Annotated in this window: 19 protein-coding genes and 2 tRNA genes; 17 read left to right on the top strand and 4 right to left on the bottom strand. The window is 53.2% G+C overall.

All coding sequences use genetic code 11. The features are described from left to right. Nucleotides 1-10 precede the first annotated feature (10 nt). The 4 genes from gcvA to F3F96_RS00490 are packed head-to-tail and all read left to right on the top strand — an operon-like array spanning nucleotide 11 to nucleotide 3343. Complete coding sequence (gene gcvA, locus F3F96_RS00505; RefSeq protein ID WP_176961304.1) at nucleotides 11-886, top strand: transcriptional regulator GcvA; 876 nt, start codon at nucleotides 11-13, stop codon at nucleotides 884-886. Between the two features lie 59 nt (nucleotides 887-945). Continuing rightward, on the top strand, nucleotides 946-1515 hold the full coding sequence (gene dcd, locus F3F96_RS00500; RefSeq protein WP_176961303.1) for a dCTP deaminase: 570 nt from the start codon (nucleotides 946-948) through the stop codon (nucleotides 1513-1515). 1 nt (nucleotide 1516) lies between these two features. Then, on the top strand, nucleotides 1517-2392 hold the full coding sequence (gene metF / locus F3F96_RS00495; RefSeq protein WP_176961302.1) for a methylenetetrahydrofolate reductase [NAD(P)H]: 876 nt from the start codon (nucleotides 1517-1519) through the stop codon (nucleotides 2390-2392). Then, nucleotides 2393-3343 (top strand): bile acid:sodium symporter family protein, encoded by a 951-nt coding sequence (locus F3F96_RS00490; RefSeq protein ID WP_176961301.1) that lies wholly within the window; start codon nucleotides 2393-2395, stop codon nucleotides 3341-3343. 355 nt (nucleotides 3344-3698) lie between these two features. Here F3F96_RS00490 and F3F96_RS00485 read toward each other — a convergent pair whose 3' ends face one another. The 3 genes from F3F96_RS00485 to F3F96_RS00475 form a co-directional block, all read right to left on the bottom strand. Further along, nucleotides 3699-4871: a citrate synthase gene (locus tag F3F96_RS00485; protein WP_176961300.1), complete on the bottom strand. Its 1173-nt coding sequence runs from the start codon at nucleotides 4869-4871 to the stop codon at nucleotides 3699-3701. A gap of 116 nt (nucleotides 4872-4987) precedes the next feature. Continuing rightward, on the bottom strand, nucleotides 4988-5887 hold the full coding sequence (locus F3F96_RS00480) for a site-specific tyrosine recombinase (protein WP_176961299.1): 900 nt from the start codon (nucleotides 5885-5887) through the stop codon (nucleotides 4988-4990). Nucleotides 5888-6304: 417 nt separating this feature from the next. After that, nucleotides 6305-6391, bottom strand: a tRNA-Leu gene (locus F3F96_RS00475). Between the two features lie 59 nt (nucleotides 6392-6450). On the opposite strand from F3F96_RS00475, the gene rnr reads away from it, so the two are divergent. The 4 genes from rnr to F3F96_RS00455 all read left to right on the top strand — a co-directional run bounded on the left by rnr (nucleotide 6451) and on the right by F3F96_RS00455 (nucleotide 9487). Continuing rightward, nucleotides 6451-8625: a ribonuclease R gene (gene rnr / locus F3F96_RS00470; protein ID WP_370465474.1), complete on the top strand. Its 2175-nt coding sequence runs from the start codon at nucleotides 6451-6453 to the stop codon at nucleotides 8623-8625. 94 nt (nucleotides 8626-8719) lie between these two features. Then, a tRNA-Leu gene (locus F3F96_RS00465) sits at nucleotides 8720-8806 on the top strand. Between the two features lie 140 nt (nucleotides 8807-8946). Then, entirely contained in the window at nucleotides 8947-9177 is a 231-nt protein-coding gene (locus F3F96_RS00460; RefSeq protein ID WP_241697570.1) for an N-carbamoyl-L-amino acid amidohydrolase, read from the top strand. Between the two features lie 151 nt (nucleotides 9178-9328). Next, nucleotides 9329-9487 (top strand): hypothetical protein, encoded by a 159-nt coding sequence (locus F3F96_RS00455; RefSeq protein ID WP_176961298.1) that lies wholly within the window; start codon nucleotides 9329-9331, stop codon nucleotides 9485-9487. 58 nt (nucleotides 9488-9545) lie between these two features. Here F3F96_RS00455 and F3F96_RS00450 read toward each other — a convergent pair whose 3' ends face one another. Next, a complete protein-coding gene (locus tag F3F96_RS00450; RefSeq protein ID WP_176961297.1) occupies nucleotides 9546-10466 on the bottom strand; it encodes a branched-chain amino acid transaminase in 921 nt (306 codons plus the stop codon). 152 nt (nucleotides 10467-10618) lie between these two features. Here F3F96_RS00450 and F3F96_RS00445 point away from each other — a divergent pair, with 152 nt between their 5' ends. From F3F96_RS00445 to F3F96_RS00405, 9 genes are all read left to right on the top strand, one after another. Beyond that, a complete protein-coding gene (locus F3F96_RS00445; protein WP_176961296.1) occupies nucleotides 10619-11428 on the top strand; it encodes an ABC transporter ATP-binding protein in 810 nt (269 codons plus the stop codon). Further along, nucleotides 11425-12228: an ABC transporter permease gene (locus tag F3F96_RS00440; protein ID WP_176961295.1), complete on the top strand. Its 804-nt coding sequence runs from the start codon at nucleotides 11425-11427 to the stop codon at nucleotides 12226-12228. The genes F3F96_RS00445 and F3F96_RS00440 overlap by 4 nt, the downstream gene beginning before the upstream one ends. A 9-nt stretch (nucleotides 12229-12237) precedes the next feature. Then, nucleotides 12238-12687 (top strand): outer membrane lipid asymmetry maintenance protein MlaD, encoded by a 450-nt coding sequence (locus F3F96_RS00435; protein ID WP_241697569.1) that lies wholly within the window; start codon nucleotides 12238-12240, stop codon nucleotides 12685-12687. 65 nt (nucleotides 12688-12752) lie between these two features. Then, entirely contained in the window at nucleotides 12753-13367 is a 615-nt protein-coding gene (locus F3F96_RS00430; protein ID WP_176961294.1) for a phospholipid-binding protein MlaC, read from the top strand. 20 nt (nucleotides 13368-13387) lie between these two features. Then, on the top strand, nucleotides 13388-16465 hold the full coding sequence (locus F3F96_RS00425) for an AsmA-like C-terminal domain-containing protein (protein WP_176961293.1): 3078 nt from the start codon (nucleotides 13388-13390) through the stop codon (nucleotides 16463-16465). Nucleotides 16466-16560: 95 nt separating this feature from the next. Then, on the top strand, nucleotides 16561-17352 hold the full coding sequence (locus F3F96_RS00420; protein WP_206675237.1) for an ABC transporter permease: 792 nt from the start codon (nucleotides 16561-16563) through the stop codon (nucleotides 17350-17352). Further along, nucleotides 17349-18026, top strand: a complete 678-nt coding sequence (locus F3F96_RS00415) for a hypothetical protein (protein ID WP_176961291.1) — start codon at nucleotides 17349-17351, stop codon at nucleotides 18024-18026. Before F3F96_RS00420 ends, F3F96_RS00415 begins: the two co-directional genes overlap by 4 nt. Beyond that, entirely contained in the window at nucleotides 18027-19025 is a 999-nt protein-coding gene (locus tag F3F96_RS00410) for an MlaD family protein (protein WP_176961290.1), read from the top strand. Further along, nucleotides 19022-19951 (top strand): hypothetical protein, encoded by a 930-nt coding sequence (locus tag F3F96_RS00405; protein ID WP_176961289.1) that lies wholly within the window; start codon nucleotides 19022-19024, stop codon nucleotides 19949-19951. The genes F3F96_RS00410 and F3F96_RS00405 overlap by 4 nt, the downstream gene beginning before the upstream one ends. Nucleotides 19952-19955: the final 4 nt, after the last annotated feature.

Genomic DNA, 19955 nt, shown 5'->3' with positions numbered 1-19955 from the left:
AGTTTTTCTCATGCCTGAAAGAAAACTTCCGTCGCTCAATGCGCTGCGGGCATTTGCTGCGGTGGGAACACACCTGAATCTGAAGGCCGCAGCGGACGCCCTGTTTGTCACCCCTTCAGCACTCAGCCACCAGATTAGAGGACTCGAACAAAACCTTAACACCCAACTGTTTATCCGCACGCGCAGCGGACTACAACTGACATCTGCCGGAGCGAGTATCCTGCCCGGCATTCAGCAGGCCTTTGATCTGCTTGCCGACAGCATGGCGCAACTGCAGACGAGGCCGGAGCAGCAGGTCCTGACCGTAAGCATGTTATCCACCTTTGCCATGCGCTGGTTTATCCCCCGCCTCTCAGGCTTTCAAAAACTGCATCCGAATATCGAGATCCGCATCGCCACCTCGATTGAACCGGTAGATTTCAGGCATGAGGATGTCGATTGCGCCATTCGCTCCGGCCATGGCAATTGGCCCGGCCTGAATGTGGACAAGCTATTCTCAGAGCGACTGACTCCCGTCTGCAGCCCGAAGATTGAACTGAAAACAATCGAGGAGCTACAGCAGCAGACACTATTGCATGCCAGGCTCAGACCCGACGACTGGCATATGTGGCTGCGCTCAGCAGGCGTGAGTGAGCTGCGCCCGGCCCATGAGCAGACCTTCGAAACGAGAAACTTTGCCATTCAGGCCGCCATTGATGGCCTCGGCATCGCCATTGTTGATCCGGCACTGGTGAAAGATGAACTGCTTTCAGGCCGCCTTCTGCAGCCGTTTGCCCAGTCACTGCCAAGTGAAAATGCCTATCACCTTGTCTCTGCGCCGTGGCAACAGCAGACAGCCTCACTGACCTCATTTCGCGACTGGCTGCTGGATGAGGCGCGCAAGTGACTGGCCGATTTAAGCCTCTACCGTTATGCTCCGGCACCTAATGTTTTTGGAGGGGTGTAATGTCCATCAAATCGGATAAGTGGATTCGCCGCATGGCACAGGAGCACGGCATGATTGAGCCGTTTGTCGACGGTCAGGTCAAACGCAATGAGAAAGATGAAGGCATCGTATCCTACGGCCTCTCCTCTTACGGCTATGACGTGCGCTGCTCTGACGAGTTCAAGATATTCACCAACATCAACTCCGCGATTGTCGATCCGAAAAACTTCGATGCCAACAGTTTCGTCGATGTGAAATCAGACGTCTGCATCATTCCACCCAACTCATTCGCACTGGCACGCACCATGGAGTACATGCGCATTCCGCGCTCGGTACTGACCATCTGCCTCGGCAAATCGACCTATGCCCGCTGCGGCATCATCGTTAACGTCACCCCGCTTGAGCCTGAGTGGGAGGGTCATGTCACCCTTGAGTTCTCCAACACCACACCACTGCCGGCCAAGATTTATGCCGGTGAAGGCGTGGCTCAGTTCCTCTTCCTGGAGTCGGACGAAGAGTGTGAAACCTCATATAAGGATAAAGCCGGTAAATATCAGGGACAGACGGGCGTGACCGTACCAAGGTTATAATATGAAACTTTCTGAGATTCTCGGCGCAGCCACCAAACCACTCTTCTCATGCGAGTTTTTCCCACCCAAGACCGACAAGGGTGAAGAGAATCTCTGGAACTGCCTGCGCGAACTACAAACAATCAACCCGGCTTATGCTTCGGTCACCTATGGTGCCGGCGGCACAACCCAGGATCGCACCAAAGGTATTGTCACTCGCATCAAGGATGAGACAGGGCTATCAGCTGTGGCTCACCTGACCTGCGTAGGAGCCTCCAGAGATCAACTGGCCGATCTGCTTGCCGATTACCGTGCAGCAGGCATTCAGAATATCCTGGCCCTCAGAGGCGATGCGCCGGAGGGGATGGATCACTTTCAGGCCACCGAAGGTGGTTTTAGCCATGCTACCGACCTGATCGCATTTCTGCGCGAACAGGGTGATTTCTCGATCGCCTGCGCCACCTACCCCGAGGGGCATCCTGAATCAAAGGGTGGTGTCGCTGATGATATCCGCTACCTGAAAATGAAACAGGACAATGGTGCCGACTGCGCCATCACCCAATACTTTTTCGATAATGAAGCCTTTTTCCGTTTTCGTGATAGCTGTGACAAAGCAGGCATTACCATGCCGATTATTCCGGGTATCATGCCGATCGGAAACTTTGATCAGATTGTCCGTTTCTCATCGATGTGCGGAACCAGCATCCCGGCATGGCTGCATGAGAAGATGGACCCGGTTCGCGAAGATCTCGATGCGGTCGCCAAACTCGGTATCGAACTGGCTGCCAGCCAGTGCCGTGAGCTACTTGAGCAGGGAGCACCCGGCCTGCACTTCTACACCCTGAATAAATCTGCCGCGACTATTGCCATCCATGGAAAGATCAGCGATTATCTCTAAATGATCATCTGGCGGGCGCTCTCCGAAAAGATGGCTGTCTTCACAGTCATTTTCGCTGTTGTCGCTTACGCCTTCCCCGCCGCATTCCTGATTTTTCAAGATGTTTTTCTCTGGTGTTTTGCCGCCACCATGTTTGCGCTCGGTGTGGTTCTCAAACCTGAAGAGGCACAGTCAGCTATCGCCAAACCACTGAGCATTGCACTCGGTGTGGCCATGCAGTTCTGGATTATGCCGATGCTCGGTTTTACCGCCGCTCTGATCGCCACATGGCAGGGAGCAACGCCAGCTATGGCACTGGGTTTCATTATTGTCGGTTGTGCACCGGGTGCTATGGCCAGCAATGTCATCACCTATCTGGCAGGTGGTGCCGTCGCCTTCTCGATTGCCATGACCATGGTCGCCACCATGTTCTCACCGATACTGACGCCTCTGCTGGTGGAGCTGCTTGGCAGCGCTTATATGGAGATCCCCTTCTGGCCGATGATGCAGACGATCCTGCTTACCGTTGCCCTGCCACTGGCACTAGGCATGGCACTGCGCACCCGGCTGAGCAGTCACATGCTCAATCAGGCTGCCATCATTGCTCCCGGCATCGCATCTATAGCCATTATCATTATCTGTGGTTTTGCCGTAGCCAGCAATCACGATCAACTGGCCAACACGCCGCCTATCGTGTTTGTGCTGGTGGTACTACTCAATGGACTGGGTTACATGCTCGGTTGGTTTGCCGGCAAACTGTTCCGCTTTGAGCGCAGCTATCGCATCACGCTAAGCATTGAGATAGGCATGCAGAACGCAGGCCTGGGCGTGGCACTGGCACTGCAGCATTTTGAACCTGAAACTGCCCTTCCCGGCGCCCTGTTTGCCGTCTGGTGCATTGTCACCGCCGCAGGCATGACCCGCTGGTTACATAGAGACGGCCACGACGCAGACGTTCCTGCAGCCATCTAACACAATCACAAAAAGCTCATCTCGGATGAACGGGTAATATCAACCTATGGCGGCTGTTTTAGCATTGCTCAAACATAAAAAATCCAACCACGAATACCCCAGGGCACTCTCTCTCAAGCAAGCTTGATTCACCTTGTACACTCGAATTTTCACGAATGACAAGATATTCATTGCTATGACAAACATCAGTCTTCAGCTAAATAGTAAGCCGGAGAGGGTGCCCTGGGGCATTCGTGGTTAGCCTATCTGCCACATCACGGTGACCTTTCCCCTGCATTCCCGCAAGTTGCGCGATGAAGCAAAAAAAGGCCGTGAAAGCAGGAGCTAACACGGCCTCAGTGGAATCAATGCGCGATCACCGTTTGTCGATTGGCGTGTACGGGGCGTCGAACTTTCCGGTATAGATCTGGGATGGACGATAGATACGGCCCTGACCCAGCTGCTCTTTCCAGTGTGCCAACCAGCCTGAAACACGGGCAATGGCAAAGATCGGGGTAAACAGATCGGTCGGGATACCCAGTTTGCGATAGACAATGCCGGAATAGAAATCGACATTCGGGCAGATACCCTTTTTACCCAGCGTGCTTTCGGAGAGCTTCTCGATCTGACGGGCAATACGATAATCAATATCGCTACCTATCTTATCGGTCAGCTGTTTGTAGAGCTTCACCAGCAAGGTCGCGCGTGGATCACGGGTTTTGTATACACGATGCCCAAGACCCGAGATCTTCTCTTTACGCTCCAGCTTGCCATTCAGATACGACTCAGCATTTTTGACCGTGCCAATCTCATCCAGCATCTGCAACACATCTTCATTGGCACCACCGTGCAGAGGTCCGGATAGTGATCCGATCGCGGCACTGATTGAGGTATAGGGATCAGCAAGACTTGATGCCACGACCAGCGTGGAGAAGGTGCTGGCATTCATCGTATGTTCGGCATGCACGATAAAGGCCACATCAAGAATCCGCTCAGTCAACGGGTAGGGCTCATCACCGGTAAGCATATAATAGAAGTTGGCGGCATGTGAGAGATCATCGCGCGGCGCAATCGGATCATCACCGCGACGCATGCGTGCATGTGCAGCGACCAGTGTCGGCAGTTTGGCAATCAGATTGACACAGACGTCATCGACAGTTGCTTGAGCCAGTGTGCCGACAAGGGTTCTCGGGTAGGGATAGAACATACCGAGAGCTGCAACCGTAGCCTGCAGACTGTCCATCGGATGTGCCGATTCGGGAAAACTTTTCATCATGTCACGAATACGGAACTTGATGCGGCGATGTCTCTTCAATCTGGTTTCAAAGGCTTCCAGCTGCTCAGCCGTTGGCAGCTCACCATAAAGCAGCAGATAGGAGGTCTCTTCAAAGGTGGAGTTCTCGGCCAGCGTCTCGATATCGATGCCACGATACTCCAGATGCCCGACCTGGCCATCGACAAATGAAACGGCCGATTCGGCTACCGGAATACCTGCCAGCCCGGGTGAAAAACATGAAATAGACTCTTCTCTCTTTTGACTGTCTGCCATCGCTCAAACCACTCCTATACTCATTAACCCCGAAGAAACTTCAGCCTTCGGATGGAACCAAGCTGAAAGATAACAAAACAGAGGGATAATTTCCCGTTCTCATTTCGCATCCTGATTCAACCGCTACCAAGAGGATGGCTCCGATTCACTACATCATGCAGACGGGCACGGGTGACATGCGTATAGATCTCGGTGGTGGTGACATTGGCATGGCCCAGCAGCATCTGCACAGCCCGCAGATCAGCGCCATGATTGAGCAGATGGGTGGCAAAGGCGTGGCGCAGGGTATGCGGTGATGGCAATGGTGAGAGGCCTGCCTGAAGCGCATACTGCTTGATCCGCAGCCAGAAATTCTGTCGTGTCATCGGTTTGCCACCGCGTCCGGCAAACAGGTAGGAGCCGGATTTCTCTTTCGGACGCATCGCCAGCCACTGCTGTAGCCAACTTGCCGCCTCTGCACCAAAGGGTACCAGCCGCTCTTTATCCCCCTTGCCGATCACACGCACCAGCCCTCCGGCAAGATCAACATGGGAGAGACGCAGCTCCACCAGCTCAGTCACCCGAAGACCGGTGGCATAGAGTATCTCCAGCATACAGCGATCACGCAGTCCGGTTGCGCTATGAATGTCCGGCGCATTGATCAGCGCCTCCACGCTCTGCTCACTGATCAATTTGGGCAGTGGCCGAGATTTACGCAGCTTGGGAAGATGGCGGGCAGGGTGATCCTCTCGCAAACCCTGATCCTGCAGGTAGCTGTACCAGGTTGAGAGCGCACTACGACGGCGCTGAATCGTACTCTCTTTCAATCCGACTCTGCGTAGTGACGCAAGATAGTCTAACACGGCCTGCTGATCAGCCGTATCCAATGCGGTTTTCGCACCCTGAAAGAAGGTCTCAGCATGCAGAAGATCGGAGCGGTAGGACTCAGTGGTTTTTGAAGACCAGCCACGCAGCATCGCCAGCCGCTGCAGATGGCCGGTAATTGCCTCTTCATTTTTCAGTTGCGGGGAAGACATATGCACACCCTAATCTCATCACAGGATACCTGTCATCGCAGAAACCATCTTATCATGCTACAGTTCGCCGCGTTGAGACCAAAGTGAGATCAAGTGCGCTTTTAGAACAACAGAATTTTCCTGCTTAAAACCCCCAAGATTTAAAGTTTGATAAATTCATCATGCAACAGGAGCAACAACCCTGTCCAGGGCACACTGCAGTAGCAGATGTGTGAATAACACTTGATATAAAAGCGTCTGCAGAGGAATCTGCAGCTTATTGAGAATGTGCCGGCGTTCTCTATATGTTTAGATGAAACCGGTACAAACAAAAAGAGCCCGCAGATAAATCTGCAGGCCCTTAAAGTCAGGTGTCAGGTCTAATTAGATAAAGACCTAACGCGCATCTTAAGTGTTATTAACACTTAAGATGCTTGTTGGTACCGAGGACTGGAGTCGAACCAGCACTTCCGTGAGGAAACTGGCACCTGAAGCCAGCGCGTCTACCAATTCCGCCACCTCGGCTTAGACGTCTCTTACAGCTCAGCTGCAAGAGGCGCGCAATCATAGGATGGAGCATCATAGTGTCAAGAAAGAAAAGCAGTTCGCTTGAAAGTTTTAAATGGTCAGAGAAATCGGCCAAGCAGAGTAAAGATCCACGCAGCAGCGATGAGAGTCGCGGCAATCGCCGCCCTGCCCGCAGTGGAGAAGAGGAACCTGGCAACAGGCGCCCGGCCCGTCGCGGTGAAGAGAGCCGTGGTGATCGCCGGCCAGCGCGCAAAGGCGCAGTCGATAAGAAGCCGTATGGCGACAAAAAGGGTGGCCATGCAAAACATGCAAAAGGGCCACGCAAAGATCAACCGATGTGGACAGGCAAAGTTTCCGCCCATCCCGACGGTTTTGGTTTTGTTGATGTAGAGGGACTTGAGAAAGGGCTCTTTCTGCCGCGCGAAGAGATGCGCGAACTGATGCATGGTGACATTGTAGAGGTGCGCGTTGTGCATAGCCGCGGCCGTGAATCAGCCGAGCTGGTGCGAATCATTGAACACGCCCCGACCACCATTGTCGGTCAGTTTATCATTAAGGATAGCGTCGGCATCGTGCAGCCCCGCTCACGCAAAATGCCGCAGACCATTCTGATCAAACGCAACGATGCTAATGGTGCAACCGATGGCGACTGGGTACGTGTTGAAATTTCGCGTAGCCCGGGCCACCTCACCGGCAAGGTACTGGAAACCCTCGGTGAGAATCTCGCGCCATCGGCGCTGATCGATCTGATCGTTGCCGAGCAGCAGCTCTCAGAGAGCTTTCCGCCAGCGGTTACAGCTGAAGCGGAGAAATTCTCCGACACCGTTAATAAGGATGATCTCAAAGGTCGCAAAGACCTCAGGGAGCTACCGTTTGTCACCATCGATGGGGAAGATGCCCGCGATTTCGATGATGCGATCTGTGTACTACCACGCGGTGAAGGTTTTGAAGCGTGGGTGGCCATTGCTGATGTCGCCCAATATGTGCTACCGAAATCGGCACTGGATGTGGAGGCGCTGGCACGCAGTAACTCATTCTACTTCCCTGATCGTGTCATCCCGATGCTGCCGGAGAAGCTCTCCAACGGTCTCTGTTCCCTTAATCCGAAAGTGGCTCGACTGGCGATGACCGTGCGTATGCGCTTTGATGCCAACGGCACCCGCCGCTCTATCCATGTCTATGAATCAGTGATTCATTCTCAGGCCCGTCTCACCTACGATCAGGCGGCCAGCTGGATTGAAGATAACGACGCCTCAGCCGTTGAGAGTGATGTTGCGCGCAACATGCTTGATGATGCAACGCGCCTGTTCCGCAAACTGGAGCGCAAACGTGCTCAGCGCGGCGCCCTTGATCTGGATATGCCGGAAGTTCGTGCCACCCTTGAAAATGATGTGGTCACCGATCTGAAAGAGAGTTCTCGCAATATCGCCCATCGCCTGATTGAGGAGATGATGCTGGCGGCCAATACCGCCATTGCCGAGTTTATGGAGGTGCGCGAATGCGACCTTCTCTATCGTGTGCATGCTCCACCGGAGCGTCAGGCGATTGAAACCCTGAATGAGTTCCTTGCCCCCTTCGGCCTGTTTGTAAACCTGCCCAAGCTTAAATCCGATGATGCCAATGTACGTCCGGGTAGCGTGCAGCGGGTACTGGAACAGTCAGAAGGCAAACCTTTTGCCCATGTGCTGCACCGCCTTGTACTGCGTTCACTGCAGCGCGCTGAATATACGCCGAAGAACCAGGGCCACTTTGGCCTGGCTTATAAATCGTATGCCCACTTTACCAGCCCGATCCGCCGTTATGCCGATCTGATTGTGCATCGTCGCCTCAAAGCACTCGTGCGTGGCACCGACCCCAACAAGGTACAGCACAAGAGCACGCTTGAAGCGATCGGCACACAGACCTCCACGCAGGAGCGCAAACAGCAGCGCGCCGAATGGGATACCCGTGCCATGCTGGCCGCCCTCTTCCATCAGAAGGATGTCGGCAAAACCATGTCTGCACGCATTGCCGGACTGACCAAACGTCGCATCTTCTTTGAACTGGAGCCGACCATGGCTGAAGGCGGACTCTCTGTTGATGATCTGCCGGGTTCATTTGAACTGGATGAGACCGGCCACCAGCTCATCGCCAAACGCGGTGGTGCCTCTTATCACCTTGGTGATCAGCTAGATGTGGTGATCGACAGTGTCGATCCGGTACGTGGCGCAATCAACCTTCGACTGGCATAAAATCAACGTAGATGGCCCCTGCATCTGCAGGGGCTGATCTGCTGTTGCGCAATCGCCATTCTTAGGCAGGATTCCCGCCGCTTTGTTGTAGTACGCCGGGATGGTGGAACTGGTAGACACAAGGGACTTAAAATCCCTCGGTAGCAATACTGTACGGGTTCGACTCCCGTTCCCGGTACCAACAAGCCAATGTGAACATTGATAATGTTAACATTGGCGCGTTAGAAGGTTTTAACGCGTTAGGAAGAGGCGATTTATCGCCTCTATCTTTCCGATCTAAACACCCTTTTGTGCTACATGGAAGTGGCGCGTCAGGAATAGATGCTTCATCATCTCTATCGCCCGTCACTACTCACCAACAGGACCCAATACATGTTCATCAAAACCAACAAAAAAACCGGACAAGAAGAGGCCATCAGCAGCGAAGAGATGGTCAGCGTATTAGAAGATGATCTGCGCAAATCCGATGATCTTGATGAAGTATTAACCGAGATCGTGATGGGCACGTATGAACACAGCAACGCAACCGCCACCTACAAGTACAAATCATAAACTTACACATCCTTCTGAAAATCAGCACCTCTTTGACCACCAACAAAATCTTTGTCCCCCATATGGGGGATAGCGGCATGCTCTTTTCTGGTCTATAACAGTCATTATCAGGAAGAGTAAGAACACAATGGAATGATTGAAGGAGCCCAATATGGGTGTAAACAGTGACGATGATGATGGCAGCGGCGATGCATGGAACCGCAATCCTAAAGCGGGCGGCCTCGGTGATTTCGACAAGCCGAACTATCTGCTTGTTATACTAATCGCGGTGTTCGCAGTCGTGGCGGGCGTGGCTGTAGTAGCCGCATAAAGGATAACAAAAGGCCCGCAGGTGACTGCGGGCCTTTTGCATGTTACGGGTAAAAAGATCAGACGTAAGCGAGCCAATCCTTGTGGGCTTCACTTCTGCCATGTACCACATCGAAATACTTCTTCTGCAACACTTCAGTAACCGGGCCGCGAGAACCACTACCGATGGTGCGACCATCAAGTTCGCGGATCGGTGTAACCTCAGCAGCAGTACCGGTAAAGAATGCTTCATCGGCAACATAGACTTCATCACGGGTGATGCGCTTCTCACGAACCTCATACCCCTCCTCTTCGGCCAGGCGGATGACTGTCTGGCGGGTGATGCCATCGAGTGCACTGGTCAGCTCCGGCGTGTAGATCACACCCTCGTAAACCATAAAGAAGTTCTCACCACTGCCTTCGGCAACAAAACCGTCCACATCCAAAAGCAGCGCTTCATCATAGCCATCACGCAGTGCATCGGAGAGTGCCAGCATGGAGTTAATATACTGACCATTGGCCTTGGCCTTGCACATGGAGACATTCACATGATGGCGGGTGAACGATGAGGTGCGGATACGAATACCCTTCTCCAGCGCATCCTGACCCAGATAGGCGCCCCAGCTCCAGGCGGCAACAATGACATGTGTTTTCAGATTATCAGCACGCAGGCCCATGCCTTCTGAGCCGTAGAAGACCATCGGACGCAGGTAAGCTGAGTCGAGATTGTTCTCACGAACCGCAGCCAGCTGCGCCTCATTGATCTCCTCTTTGGAGAAAGGCATCTCCATATTCATGATCTTGGCTGAACGGAACAGACGATCGGTATGCGCCTGCAGACGGAAAATCGCAGTACCATCTTCGGCGTGATAGGCACGCACGCCCTCAAAAACGCCCATGCCGTAGTGCAGGGTATGCGTCAGCACATGAACCTTGGCATCGCGCCAATCCACCATCTGCCCATCAAACCAGATTAATCCATCACGATCTGCGAAATTCATCTAAACATCCTCATTTTCCATATCAAATCCCCTGCAATAACGGGGAAATCTTAAAAGCGGGCGTAAATGTAGCGTGTCACTCAAGCAGGCGCCATCTTTGAACGTGATACAGATCATTTGCCGTAGCCGCAAACAGCCCCTAGCCTGCGCCAATGATTCGTGGTGAGAACTTAAGCAAACGATATGGTGACACAGTTGCGCTGGCTGCAACCGACATTCACATTAAGAGCGCTGCAACAACGGCGATTATGGGTGGTTCCGGTTCAGGCAAAACGACCATGCTACGCCTGCTCTCAGGCTTGATCAAACCGACAACCGGTCACATCTGGTATGGCGATGAAGATCTCAGCACTATCTCTGACAAACGTCTCTACGCGCTACGCGAAAGCATGGGCATGCTGTTCCAGTACTCCGCACTGCTTAATTCGCTGAATGTGTACGATAATATTGCCTTCCCGCTGCACGAACATACCGATCTCGATGAGTCGGTGATCCGCACCATGGTCTCAATGAAACTGGAGCAGGTTGGTCTGCGCGGTTTTGAGCATCTGATGCCATCCGAGCTCTCCGGCGGCATGGCCAAACGCGTCGCATTTGCCCGCGCAATCGCCATGGATCCGAAGATTGTGTTTTTTGATGAGCCGACCTCAGGCCTTGATCCGATCTCAGCAGGTGTGATTACCACACTGATTCGCGACACCTCCAAAATGAATCGCATGACCTCGATCGTGGTCACCCATGATGTCGAGGCAGGGCTCGCTATTGCCGACCATGTTATTCTCATGTGGCAGGGCAGCATCATTGCCCGAGGTGCACCGGATCTGATTCGCAACAGTGATGATGAGCGTGTACGGCAGTTTCTTGAAGGGCGCCCTGACGGGCCGATCCCCTTCTCGCGCAGCACAACCTCTTACGTTGATGATTTGACGCACAGGCCGGGTACCGTGAGGCTTGAACAATGAGTGACTTAACCCCCGTAAATCAATCTGGCACTGCCACCTTCTTCGGTAGCATGGGCCGCTATGCGATGCGCGGCATCGAACAGCTCGGTGATGGCACACGCCTGGGCTTCCACGCCCTCTCACTGCTGTTTGTCAAACCTTGGCAGGGCAAACATTTCATTATCCAGCTCTATGCGCTGGGCGTGGGTTCGCTGGCCATTATCATCATCACCGGTGCATTTACCGGCATGGTGCTGGCACTGCAGGGCTATTACACACTGGCCAAGTTCGGTTCGGAATCACTGCTCGGGGCCGGTGTCGGCATGTCGATCATTCGTGAACTGGGACCTGTACTTGGCTCCTTTATGATTATCGGCCGGGCCGGATCCAGCATCACGGCCGAGATCGGCATTATGCGTGTAACAGAGCAGACCGATGCGCTGGAGATGATGGCTGTGAATCCCATGCAGCGCATTATCCTGCCACGCATCATCGCCACCACCATTGCCGTACCTCTTCTGGTTTCGGTATTTGATGTTGTAGGCATCGGTGCCGGTTATATCGTTGGTGTGGAGATGCTCGGTGTAAATCCCGGCGCCTACATGGGCGAACTGATCGCCAAGATAGAGATGATTGATCTCAATGGTGGCTGGGTAAAAGCAGTCGTCTTCGGCTTCATGATCGGCATGATCTGCACCTATATGGGCTACCGCGCCCAACCCACCACGGAAGGTGTGGCCAAAGCAACCACGCAGGCTGTGGTGGTCGCTTCGGTCGGCGTGCTGATTATGGATTATATTTTGACCTCGTTTTTCCTGTAAGGAGTTGTAATGCAATCGTATAGAAAAGTAGAGATGACTGTTGGTGTATTTGTGTTCCTCGGACTGGTGGCCATTGCCTGGCTTGCCATCAAAATCGGCGGCATCGGCGGCATCGGCGCCTCCGGCTACACCCTGACTGCCAATTTCGATGATGCAGGTGGCGTTCGCAAAGGCAGCGACATCATGCTTGCCGGTGTGATTGTCGGCCGTGTCGATGAAGTGAAACTGACGGATAATGATCACGCAACCATGATCCTGCGCGTCAATGATGGCGTAGTAATCACCGAGGATGCCTTCGCCTCGGTGCGTACCAAGGGCATTATCGGTGATCGCTATATCCGCATCACACAGGGTATGGAGGAGAGTGGCCTGGAGCCAGGTAGCGAGATTGAGGAGACAGAATCGGCCATCAATATTGAAGATCTGATCAGCAAGTATATTTTCAGCGGCAAGGAGTAATCATTGCTCCTCGCCGACTGTCGCAGCAACTTTAAACTATGGGTATCACATTTAAGGAGTTTTTCATGATGAAACTGTTTCGCACCACAATAGCCATCCTGTTCGCCGCACTCTTTTCCGTTTCGGCATGGGCAGAAGATGCCGGTCCAAAAACGACCATCGAAGCTACGGTCAACAAAATCATTGAGGTGCTTGAAGCACGCGATGACACATCCAAACTGACCAGTAAGGATCGCGATGCCATCCGCCAGAGCGTGGAGGGTAAATTTGATTATGCAGCCATGGCCAAGCGCAGTCTTGGCAAACCATGGAGAGAGCTGGATGGTCTGCAGCAGACCCATTTCACCAGTGTATTCCGCGACCTTCTGGAGCGTTCCTACGGCAACCGTCTGAGCGAATACAAAGGCCAGAAGGTGGTCTTTGCCGATGCCGAGCTTAAAGGTGAAAAAGCACGTGTAGAGTCCACGGTTATCGACGGTACCCGTGAAACACCGGTGGAGTATCGCATGCATCAGACCGATAGCGGCTGGCAGGTCTATGATATCCGCATTGAGGGCACCAGCATGGTGCGCACCTTCTATCAGGATTTTAAATCAACACTGGATAACGGCGGCTATGATCATCTGCTGAAAACACTGGAAGATAAAATCGGCAAACTGAAGGAAAAAGATAAGGGCTGATCTGACAAGAGTCTGCTGCCATGTCCGGCAACATTTTAAAGCGCGCGCTGGCATCATGCTGGCGCGTGTCGCTTTTACTGCTGCTGGGTTTTACCCTGCTTGGCAGCTGGCTCTATTGGCAATCCCCTACGCTCGACACCATTCGCCCCACCATTGAAACACACCTGAAGGAGAAGCTCGATCTCAAAGAGATCAGCTTGGGTCAACTCTCATGGAGCTGGTCCGGTTTCCTCTGGCTGAAATCAGATCATCTCGATTTCAGCAGCAACGATGAAGCTTTGGCATTCCACGATGGCGGCGTGGCTATCCGCATTAATCTTTCAGACCTTTTTACCGGCACTTTCCTGCCTGATCGTATTCGCTTAAGTGGCGGCAGACTTGATCTCCAGCATACACAATCAGGGCGCGGCTTTCCTGTTGCGCAGCTGATACTCGATGATGTACAGCTCAACTGGCGCTACCAGGATGAGTGGTTTGGCAGCATTGATCACCTGCAACTGATGTTCGATGGAGAGAGCAGGGAGCTGCAGATGGTCTCACCTGAGTTCACTCTCACTGCCGCGCTTAGTGATGATATGTTGCCAAAAGCGGCGGCACTGGAGTGCAGAGATCTTGCCTGGCTGCCACTGCCCCTGCAGAAATATTTCCAGGGTAAACCTGTAACATCCATGAAGCTGCAGAGAGAGAGCAGAAGGGTGTGGGAGTTCAATGCCTCACTGGCCTCTGAAGAGAAACTGACACTGCTGCCTGAGAGCATCTATTCGGTTGAACTCAATCGTGCTGATCTGAAACTGAAACTGAAATCGCAAGAGGGTGAAACCTTTGCCATTGAACATATCGGGCTGGAGCAGATTCTCTGGTCTCTGGGTGAGAGCAGTATCGAAGCTACAGGCAGCTGGAGTGCAGGCCTATTATCTCTGCAGGCCAGCTCGGAAAAGCTCTCCATGCCCATCGTCTGGTCATGGTTAAGGCCACTTGGTGATGAGACATGGCACCACTGGCTATCGCTGATGAAATCCGGCACAGGCAGTCAAGCCAAAGCGAAAATCTCTCTGGTCTGGGATGATCCGCTCAAAGACCTACCAAGCATGGAGAACTGGCAGGCGATGCTGTTTGACGTCTCGGCCCATGTTGATGGTGCCGATATCGCCCTCGGCCTCTCCGATGATTTCCTCAGCGATGCCACGGCTCAGGTGGATCTCAATCAGGATGGACTGAATGCAATATTCAGTGATGCACAGCTACCGAAAAACCTGGGCCGCTCCACCGGAGAGCTTTATATTCCATGGCAGACGCTGGAGCTGCATATCGCAGGTAAATCTCAAGTTGATGTTGCCTCACTGCTGGCATGGTTCGGGCCGGATCAGGTTTCCGACTGGAAATGGAACAGTGCCAAAGCCGATAGCTCTTTCAGTCTGCTCTGGCACCCCAGTGAATCCGAACCTCGCGAAGCTACGGCCACACTGCTGCCGATCGGCACATGGAAGATCGCCATACATGACACCCCGTTCCGGCTCTCCAGTGGCGTTGCCAACTGGGATCAGGATTCCGGTCTGTCGATTACAGATATGCATTACCGCAACGAACATGTTGATGGCAGTCTCTCGCTTTCAACCGCTATCGATAAAGAGAATAACTGGCAGATCACCAGACTTGAAGCCAGGTCGAAAAGTGATTTCGCCCGACTTGCAGCCCACTTCCAGCTGCCGCTCTCTCAGGCTAGCGGCACAGTTCACAGCAATCTGATCTATGATGGCAACTGGAAGGGAAGTGCCGATATGACTGCTGCCAGCTGGCAGCAGTTGCTCGGGTCGAGTAAAAAAAGTGGTGAACCGTATGCCATCAACTATAGCGGCACACTTGATCTGAAGCAGAACGTCCCGACCATTCTGTTAACCTCACTTTACAGTGACGGCAAAGCACTGTTGATCCGTAATAGCAGCGCTTCAATCAACCGCAACAACCTCAAACTACGGTTAAATGACCTGCATACCCCCTCCTTCAGTGGCTCACTTGATATCAATATCCCCTTTGATAACAAACCGTGGGAGCTGATCGCCGATGCCGAGTATCTCAACCGCAATGCACTGCCGGAAGCGCTCGACCATCCTGATAAGATGATCGATAAATCGTGGATCCTGTCAGCCAATGTTGCCAAATTCGACTGGGATGATGCGCGCATGCAGGGTGTGTTCATTCGCCTTGCATCGGCTAAGGGCAGTGTTGGCCTGTTCAAGGCCAATCAGATTCACACCTCTCAGATGGACATTACCGATATTGACGGGCGTTTTTCGATGCCCGGTGGCGGTGCTATCGATCTGCGCCGTCTCTCAGCCACTGTTGAAAAACAGCAACTGACCATGTCAGCCACCTTAAGGCCGGAAAATGAGGGCGGCATGCGCTGGCGCGGTTTTGCCGAACTGCATGGCGACTTTGGTCACCTGCTCAAGCTCGGCAAACTTTCCGAACGTTTCAGCGAGGGGGATGGACATATCCTCTTCTCAGGCAGCGGCATCATGCTGCGAGAACAACCATGGTGGGAGGGGCTGGATGGGAGACTTCGCCTGCGTGCAGACAATGGCCGCATCATGGAGGGCGGTGCGCTAACCACCCTGCTGGCAGCCACCAACCTGAGCAAATTTCCGCTGCTACTGCTCGGTCAGCGTGAAGATCTGACCGGCCCTGGCACCATGTATGAACGGTTACAGATGGAAGCGATTATTCAAGGCCAGAATATCCGCGTGCGCAATGTGGCGATGCGCTCAACCGCCTTCGACCTTGCCGGTCAGGGCAACATGGATCTGGAGAAAGCGTCTGTTGACCTCTACATGGTCGTGCAACCCCTGCAAAATCTGGATGCTCTGCTGGCAAAAATTCCGCTGTTAAGAGATATTCTGGGCGGTAGCTCACACAGCCTTATCAGAAAGGTCTACCACATGTCCGGCCCGTTCACCGATGCCAAGGTATCCATCGTCAACCCTGAAAAAGCGGGTCTCGCTTCTGCCGGCATTATTGAACACCTGCTAACTCTGCCCGACCACTGGTTCAACTCCGGCAACGTCGAACCCACAAAACCGGAAACCTTTCCCATTCAGTGACCTCAAACGCTTGAACTGTGTGCCTGCTCACTTCGCCTGCGTAAATCCTGGCCTATAAACCGACCATGAATATCATGAGCAGGATGCTACTCAAGATGAATCGTCGAGCTGACAAGCTCGGCAGCACCGTGATTCACATCTTTTCTGAAATCCGCCGCGCCTATCGACTGATCCGGGGCGTGCTCTCTGCCGGCCTGAAAATGCAGTGGCTGGCAAAACCTGCTGTCACCAATGTGGTATTCAGACAGATCTATTTTACCGGTGTGGAGAGTGTGCCATGGGTTGTCATGGTAGCAGTTGGCGTGGGTGTGCTCTCGGTCTATAACATCGTTGATTTCGCCAGAAGCATTCAGGACATGTCCCTGATCGGCCAGCTTATCTCTGACCTGCTGGTAACTGAACTTGCCCCGCTAATCGTCACCATTCTGTTGCTCTCCCGTTCTGGTGTGGCTGTGGTGACCGAACTGGGAACCATGCATGTGCGAGGAGAAGATCTGACACTGAGCAGTATGGGTATCAGCAAAGAGGAGTACCTGCTCTGGCCACGCCTGATGGCCTTTACAGTGTGCGGATTGATTCTCACCTTTATCTTCGTATTCGTATCGATCTGGCTGGGAGGGCTGCTCGTATCGATGAATGAAGAGATCAATTTTATCGATTTTCTGATCGAGGTGCGCCGTGGCACCACCATGGAGGAGATCGTGATGCTGCTCGTTAAAGGCACCCTCTATCCGATGCTCAGCGCTATCATGCTGTTGAATATGGGCTGTAAGGTGGGGCGCGAACCCAATCTGATCCCCGTCTACGCCACCCAGGGTGTACTGGGGTCACTGATACTGGTGCTGATGAGCGACGCCCTGATCGCCCTGATTGTGGAGCTACTGTGATCATCGAGACATTGCATTGGGATGAGCTTCATCTGGGCCACGCCCTGATCCCGGCCTCGCATGTAAAACATGGAGAATACGTACGACTGGTGATGAACTACCCCTGCCAGTTCTCCTTTATGCAGCATATGTTTCTTCTGGGCGATGAATGCCGGGATAGCGACTGGAAAATGTGGCTGCAGAGCAAGGCAGCAAGCCACCCATCCGGCACGCCCGAATTCAGCAAACACATTGGCAGCATGATCCACCACAGAGGTATCATCGCCAATCTGACGCTGCGTGAAAACCTGCTACTTCCCTTTCTCTACCACGGTGATCAGCAGCGCCTGGAGTCCGCCGCAGATGAAATGGTTGAAGTGGCCCGCTGGCTAGAGATAGATTCATTTCTGGATGACAAAGCTGGCGAGCGAACAACCTTCACCCATGCTCTGGTCTCTCTGGCCCGCTGTATGCTTGCAAAACCTGCCATCATCGTTGCGCAGGAGGTACATATCGGTATGCCACCAGATCATCTGGAACGGTTCAGGGCATTGAGTATGCAGGCACTTGAAGAGCTGGGATCAGGACTGCTCTATCTGACTGCATCAGTCGATGAAGGTTCCGGACTGAAATATGCCCGCACATTGACGGTTGCACAGGATTGTCAAAACAGCGAGAGCGGAAAGGGAGAGTAAGTGGCTGAGTTCGTATCCAATATCCGTCGTCAGGTAGGATGGTTTGTCATCCTCGGCATCGGTGCGATTATTTTTATTCTTCTCATGGTCAGCCTGCGCAGTGACCTGTTCGCCAAAAAGTTTTATCTGAGCTTTTCGCCACCGTCGGCCACCTCCTTCTATGTTGGCCAGCCTGTTAAATATCAGGGTTTCACGGTTGGGCGCATTGATAACATGGATCTTCAGAGTGATGGCCGAGTACGCATTAACCTGCGCCTTCTGGAGCGTTATCACCCCATGCTGCATGAGGGTGCTTTCATGCAACTGACCCGGGAGGGATTAATTGGTGAGCAGACACTTGAGATCAGCGCCGGTGATACCGACAAACCGGTGATTCAATCAGACCAGATGATCAGATATGAGACGGCCGCATCTGTGGAGCAATTGCTGCAGGATATCAAACCTGCCGTCGCCAATGCCAACACCCTGCTCAGGGAGCTGGCTGAACTGGCCAGCTGGCTGAACAACCCGCAAAGTGATATTCGACAGATCACCACACGCCTGAATGCTGTCAGTCAGGACCTAACCAGAGAGAATGTCGGCCAACTGATCGCCAATCTTTCCGGCGCACTGGATAATCTCAATGCCCTGACCATGGATATGAAAGAGCAAAAGGTTGCCAAACAGCTTGCTGCTGCACTAGAAGCCAGCTCCGCCATCCTGACTGACCTGCGCCCTCTCTCTGAGCAGATTGCCAAAGATGGCCCTGAAAGTCTGGAGCATATCAATAGCCTGATCCATCATGTCGACAAACTATCTAAATCGTTTGATACCGTCGCCGCCGATCTCTCTGAGCTAACGCCTGAACTACCGGGTCTTGCCCGCGAATCACGCCAGGCCATTAACGAGATGAAAGATATTCTTAAATCGGTACGTGGCTCATGGCTGGTTGGCAAGCAGCATTCAGACAGGGCAGGCAAAGAGAGTATTGCAGCACCTGTGATGGAGATGCAGCCATGACAACACGTTTCAATGCACTTGTTATTGCCGCAGCCACGCTGCTACTTCTCTCCTGTGCTGCCACCACTGGCAGCAAAACAGCAGAGCTCAGCAACCCCTATATTCTGCAAGCAGAGAATCATACCAGCAATGGCATGGCGGCCATGCAGCAGGAGCGTTGGGATGCAGCAATGCGCTCATTCTCCCGCGCACTTACCGCCGCCCAGCTGGCTGATGATTCAGCTCTTATCACACACTCATGGTACAACCTTGCCGCAGCCCAAAGCAACGCCAAACAGCACACTCAAGCCGAGGCCTCCTACAGACAGGTTATGGAGCTTGCGCAACGCCACCATGATCAGGTGATGCAACTTAGAGGCAGACTGGCTCTACATTTGATGCAGCAGCGACTGGGTAGATTGCCTGAAACGTTCTCCCTGCAGCAGTTGCCCGCATCCCTGTTTTCAAAGCAGCAGTGGCCTGCAGATCTGCACCTGCAGGCGGCAAGACTGGCTCAGAGGCTAGGAGAAACAGCCGAGGCAGAAGATGCCTACCAGTTGGTCATCAAACGTAACAGGAACACCCCCTCTGAGTTCAAGATGGCAGCCGAAGCTCATATGGGGCTGGCCCTGCTGGCCCGCGATCGTGGTGAGAATCAAACTGCGATCAATCAAGCCGAGCAGGCGCTCTCCTACTGCCGTCAGATCGGTGCAGCTCGACTGACTGCACATGCGCTCCTGCTACAGGGAGAGCTGGCGCAGAAACCGGTTGAGAAGTGGGACAGAGTGGAGCGTGCTTTAGATATATATATTGCCCTGGACGATAAAACCGGGCAGAAAAAAGCCCTCACCCTGCTCTCACAGCAGGCGAATGAGGCTGGAGATGAGAAAGGTGCTGAACAGCTTCTGTTGCGTTTAACCGATCTCGAAGACAAGCTTGGGGAGTAGAACT

This window comes from Mariprofundus sp. NF (genome assembly GCF_013387455.1).
GTDB lineage: Bacteria > Pseudomonadota > Zetaproteobacteria > Mariprofundales > Mariprofundaceae > Mariprofundus.
This window is presented reverse-complemented; position numbering and strand designations above follow the sequence as displayed.

Bases quoted from the DNA above. Each gene is read 5' to 3' on its own strand.
- gcvA (WP_176961304.1), top strand. From the start codon at position 11: ATGCCTGAAAGAAAACTTCCGTCGCTCAATGCGCTGCGGGCATTTGCT.
- dcd (WP_176961303.1), top strand. From the start codon at position 946: ATGTCCATCAAATCGGATAAGTGGATTCGCCGCATGGCACAGGAGCAC.
- metF (WP_176961302.1), top strand. From the start codon at position 1,517: ATGAAACTTTCTGAGATTCTCGGCGCAGCCACCAAACCACTCTTCTCA.
- F3F96_RS00490 (WP_176961301.1), top strand. From the start codon at position 2,393: ATGATCATCTGGCGGGCGCTCTCCGAAAAGATGGCTGTCTTCACAGTC.
- F3F96_RS00485 (WP_176961300.1), bottom strand. From the start codon at position 4,871: ATGGCAGACAGTCAAAAGAGAGAAGAGTCTATTTCATGTTTTTCACCC.
- F3F96_RS00480 (WP_176961299.1), bottom strand. From the start codon at position 5,887: ATGTCTTCCCCGCAACTGAAAAATGAAGAGGCAATTACCGGCCATCTG.
- F3F96_RS00460 (WP_241697570.1), top strand. From the start codon at position 8,947: ATGCTTCATCATCTCTATCGCCCGTCACTACTCACCAACAGGACCCAA.
- F3F96_RS00455 (WP_176961298.1), top strand. From the start codon at position 9,329: ATGGGTGTAAACAGTGACGATGATGATGGCAGCGGCGATGCATGGAAC.
- F3F96_RS00450 (WP_176961297.1), bottom strand. From the start codon at position 10,466: ATGAATTTCGCAGATCGTGATGGATTAATCTGGTTTGATGGGCAGATG.
- F3F96_RS00445 (WP_176961296.1), top strand. From the start codon at position 10,619: ATGATTCGTGGTGAGAACTTAAGCAAACGATATGGTGACACAGTTGCG.
- F3F96_RS00440 (WP_176961295.1), top strand. From the start codon at position 11,425: ATGAGTGACTTAACCCCCGTAAATCAATCTGGCACTGCCACCTTCTTC.
- F3F96_RS00435 (WP_241697569.1), top strand. From the start codon at position 12,238: ATGCAATCGTATAGAAAAGTAGAGATGACTGTTGGTGTATTTGTGTTC.
- F3F96_RS00430 (WP_176961294.1), top strand. From the start codon at position 12,753: ATGATGAAACTGTTTCGCACCACAATAGCCATCCTGTTCGCCGCACTC.
- F3F96_RS00425 (WP_176961293.1), top strand. From the start codon at position 13,388: ATGTCCGGCAACATTTTAAAGCGCGCGCTGGCATCATGCTGGCGCGTG.
- F3F96_RS00420 (WP_206675237.1), top strand. From the start codon at position 16,561: ATGAATCGTCGAGCTGACAAGCTCGGCAGCACCGTGATTCACATCTTT.
- F3F96_RS00405 (WP_176961289.1), top strand. From the start codon at position 19,022: ATGACAACACGTTTCAATGCACTTGTTATTGCCGCAGCCACGCTGCTA.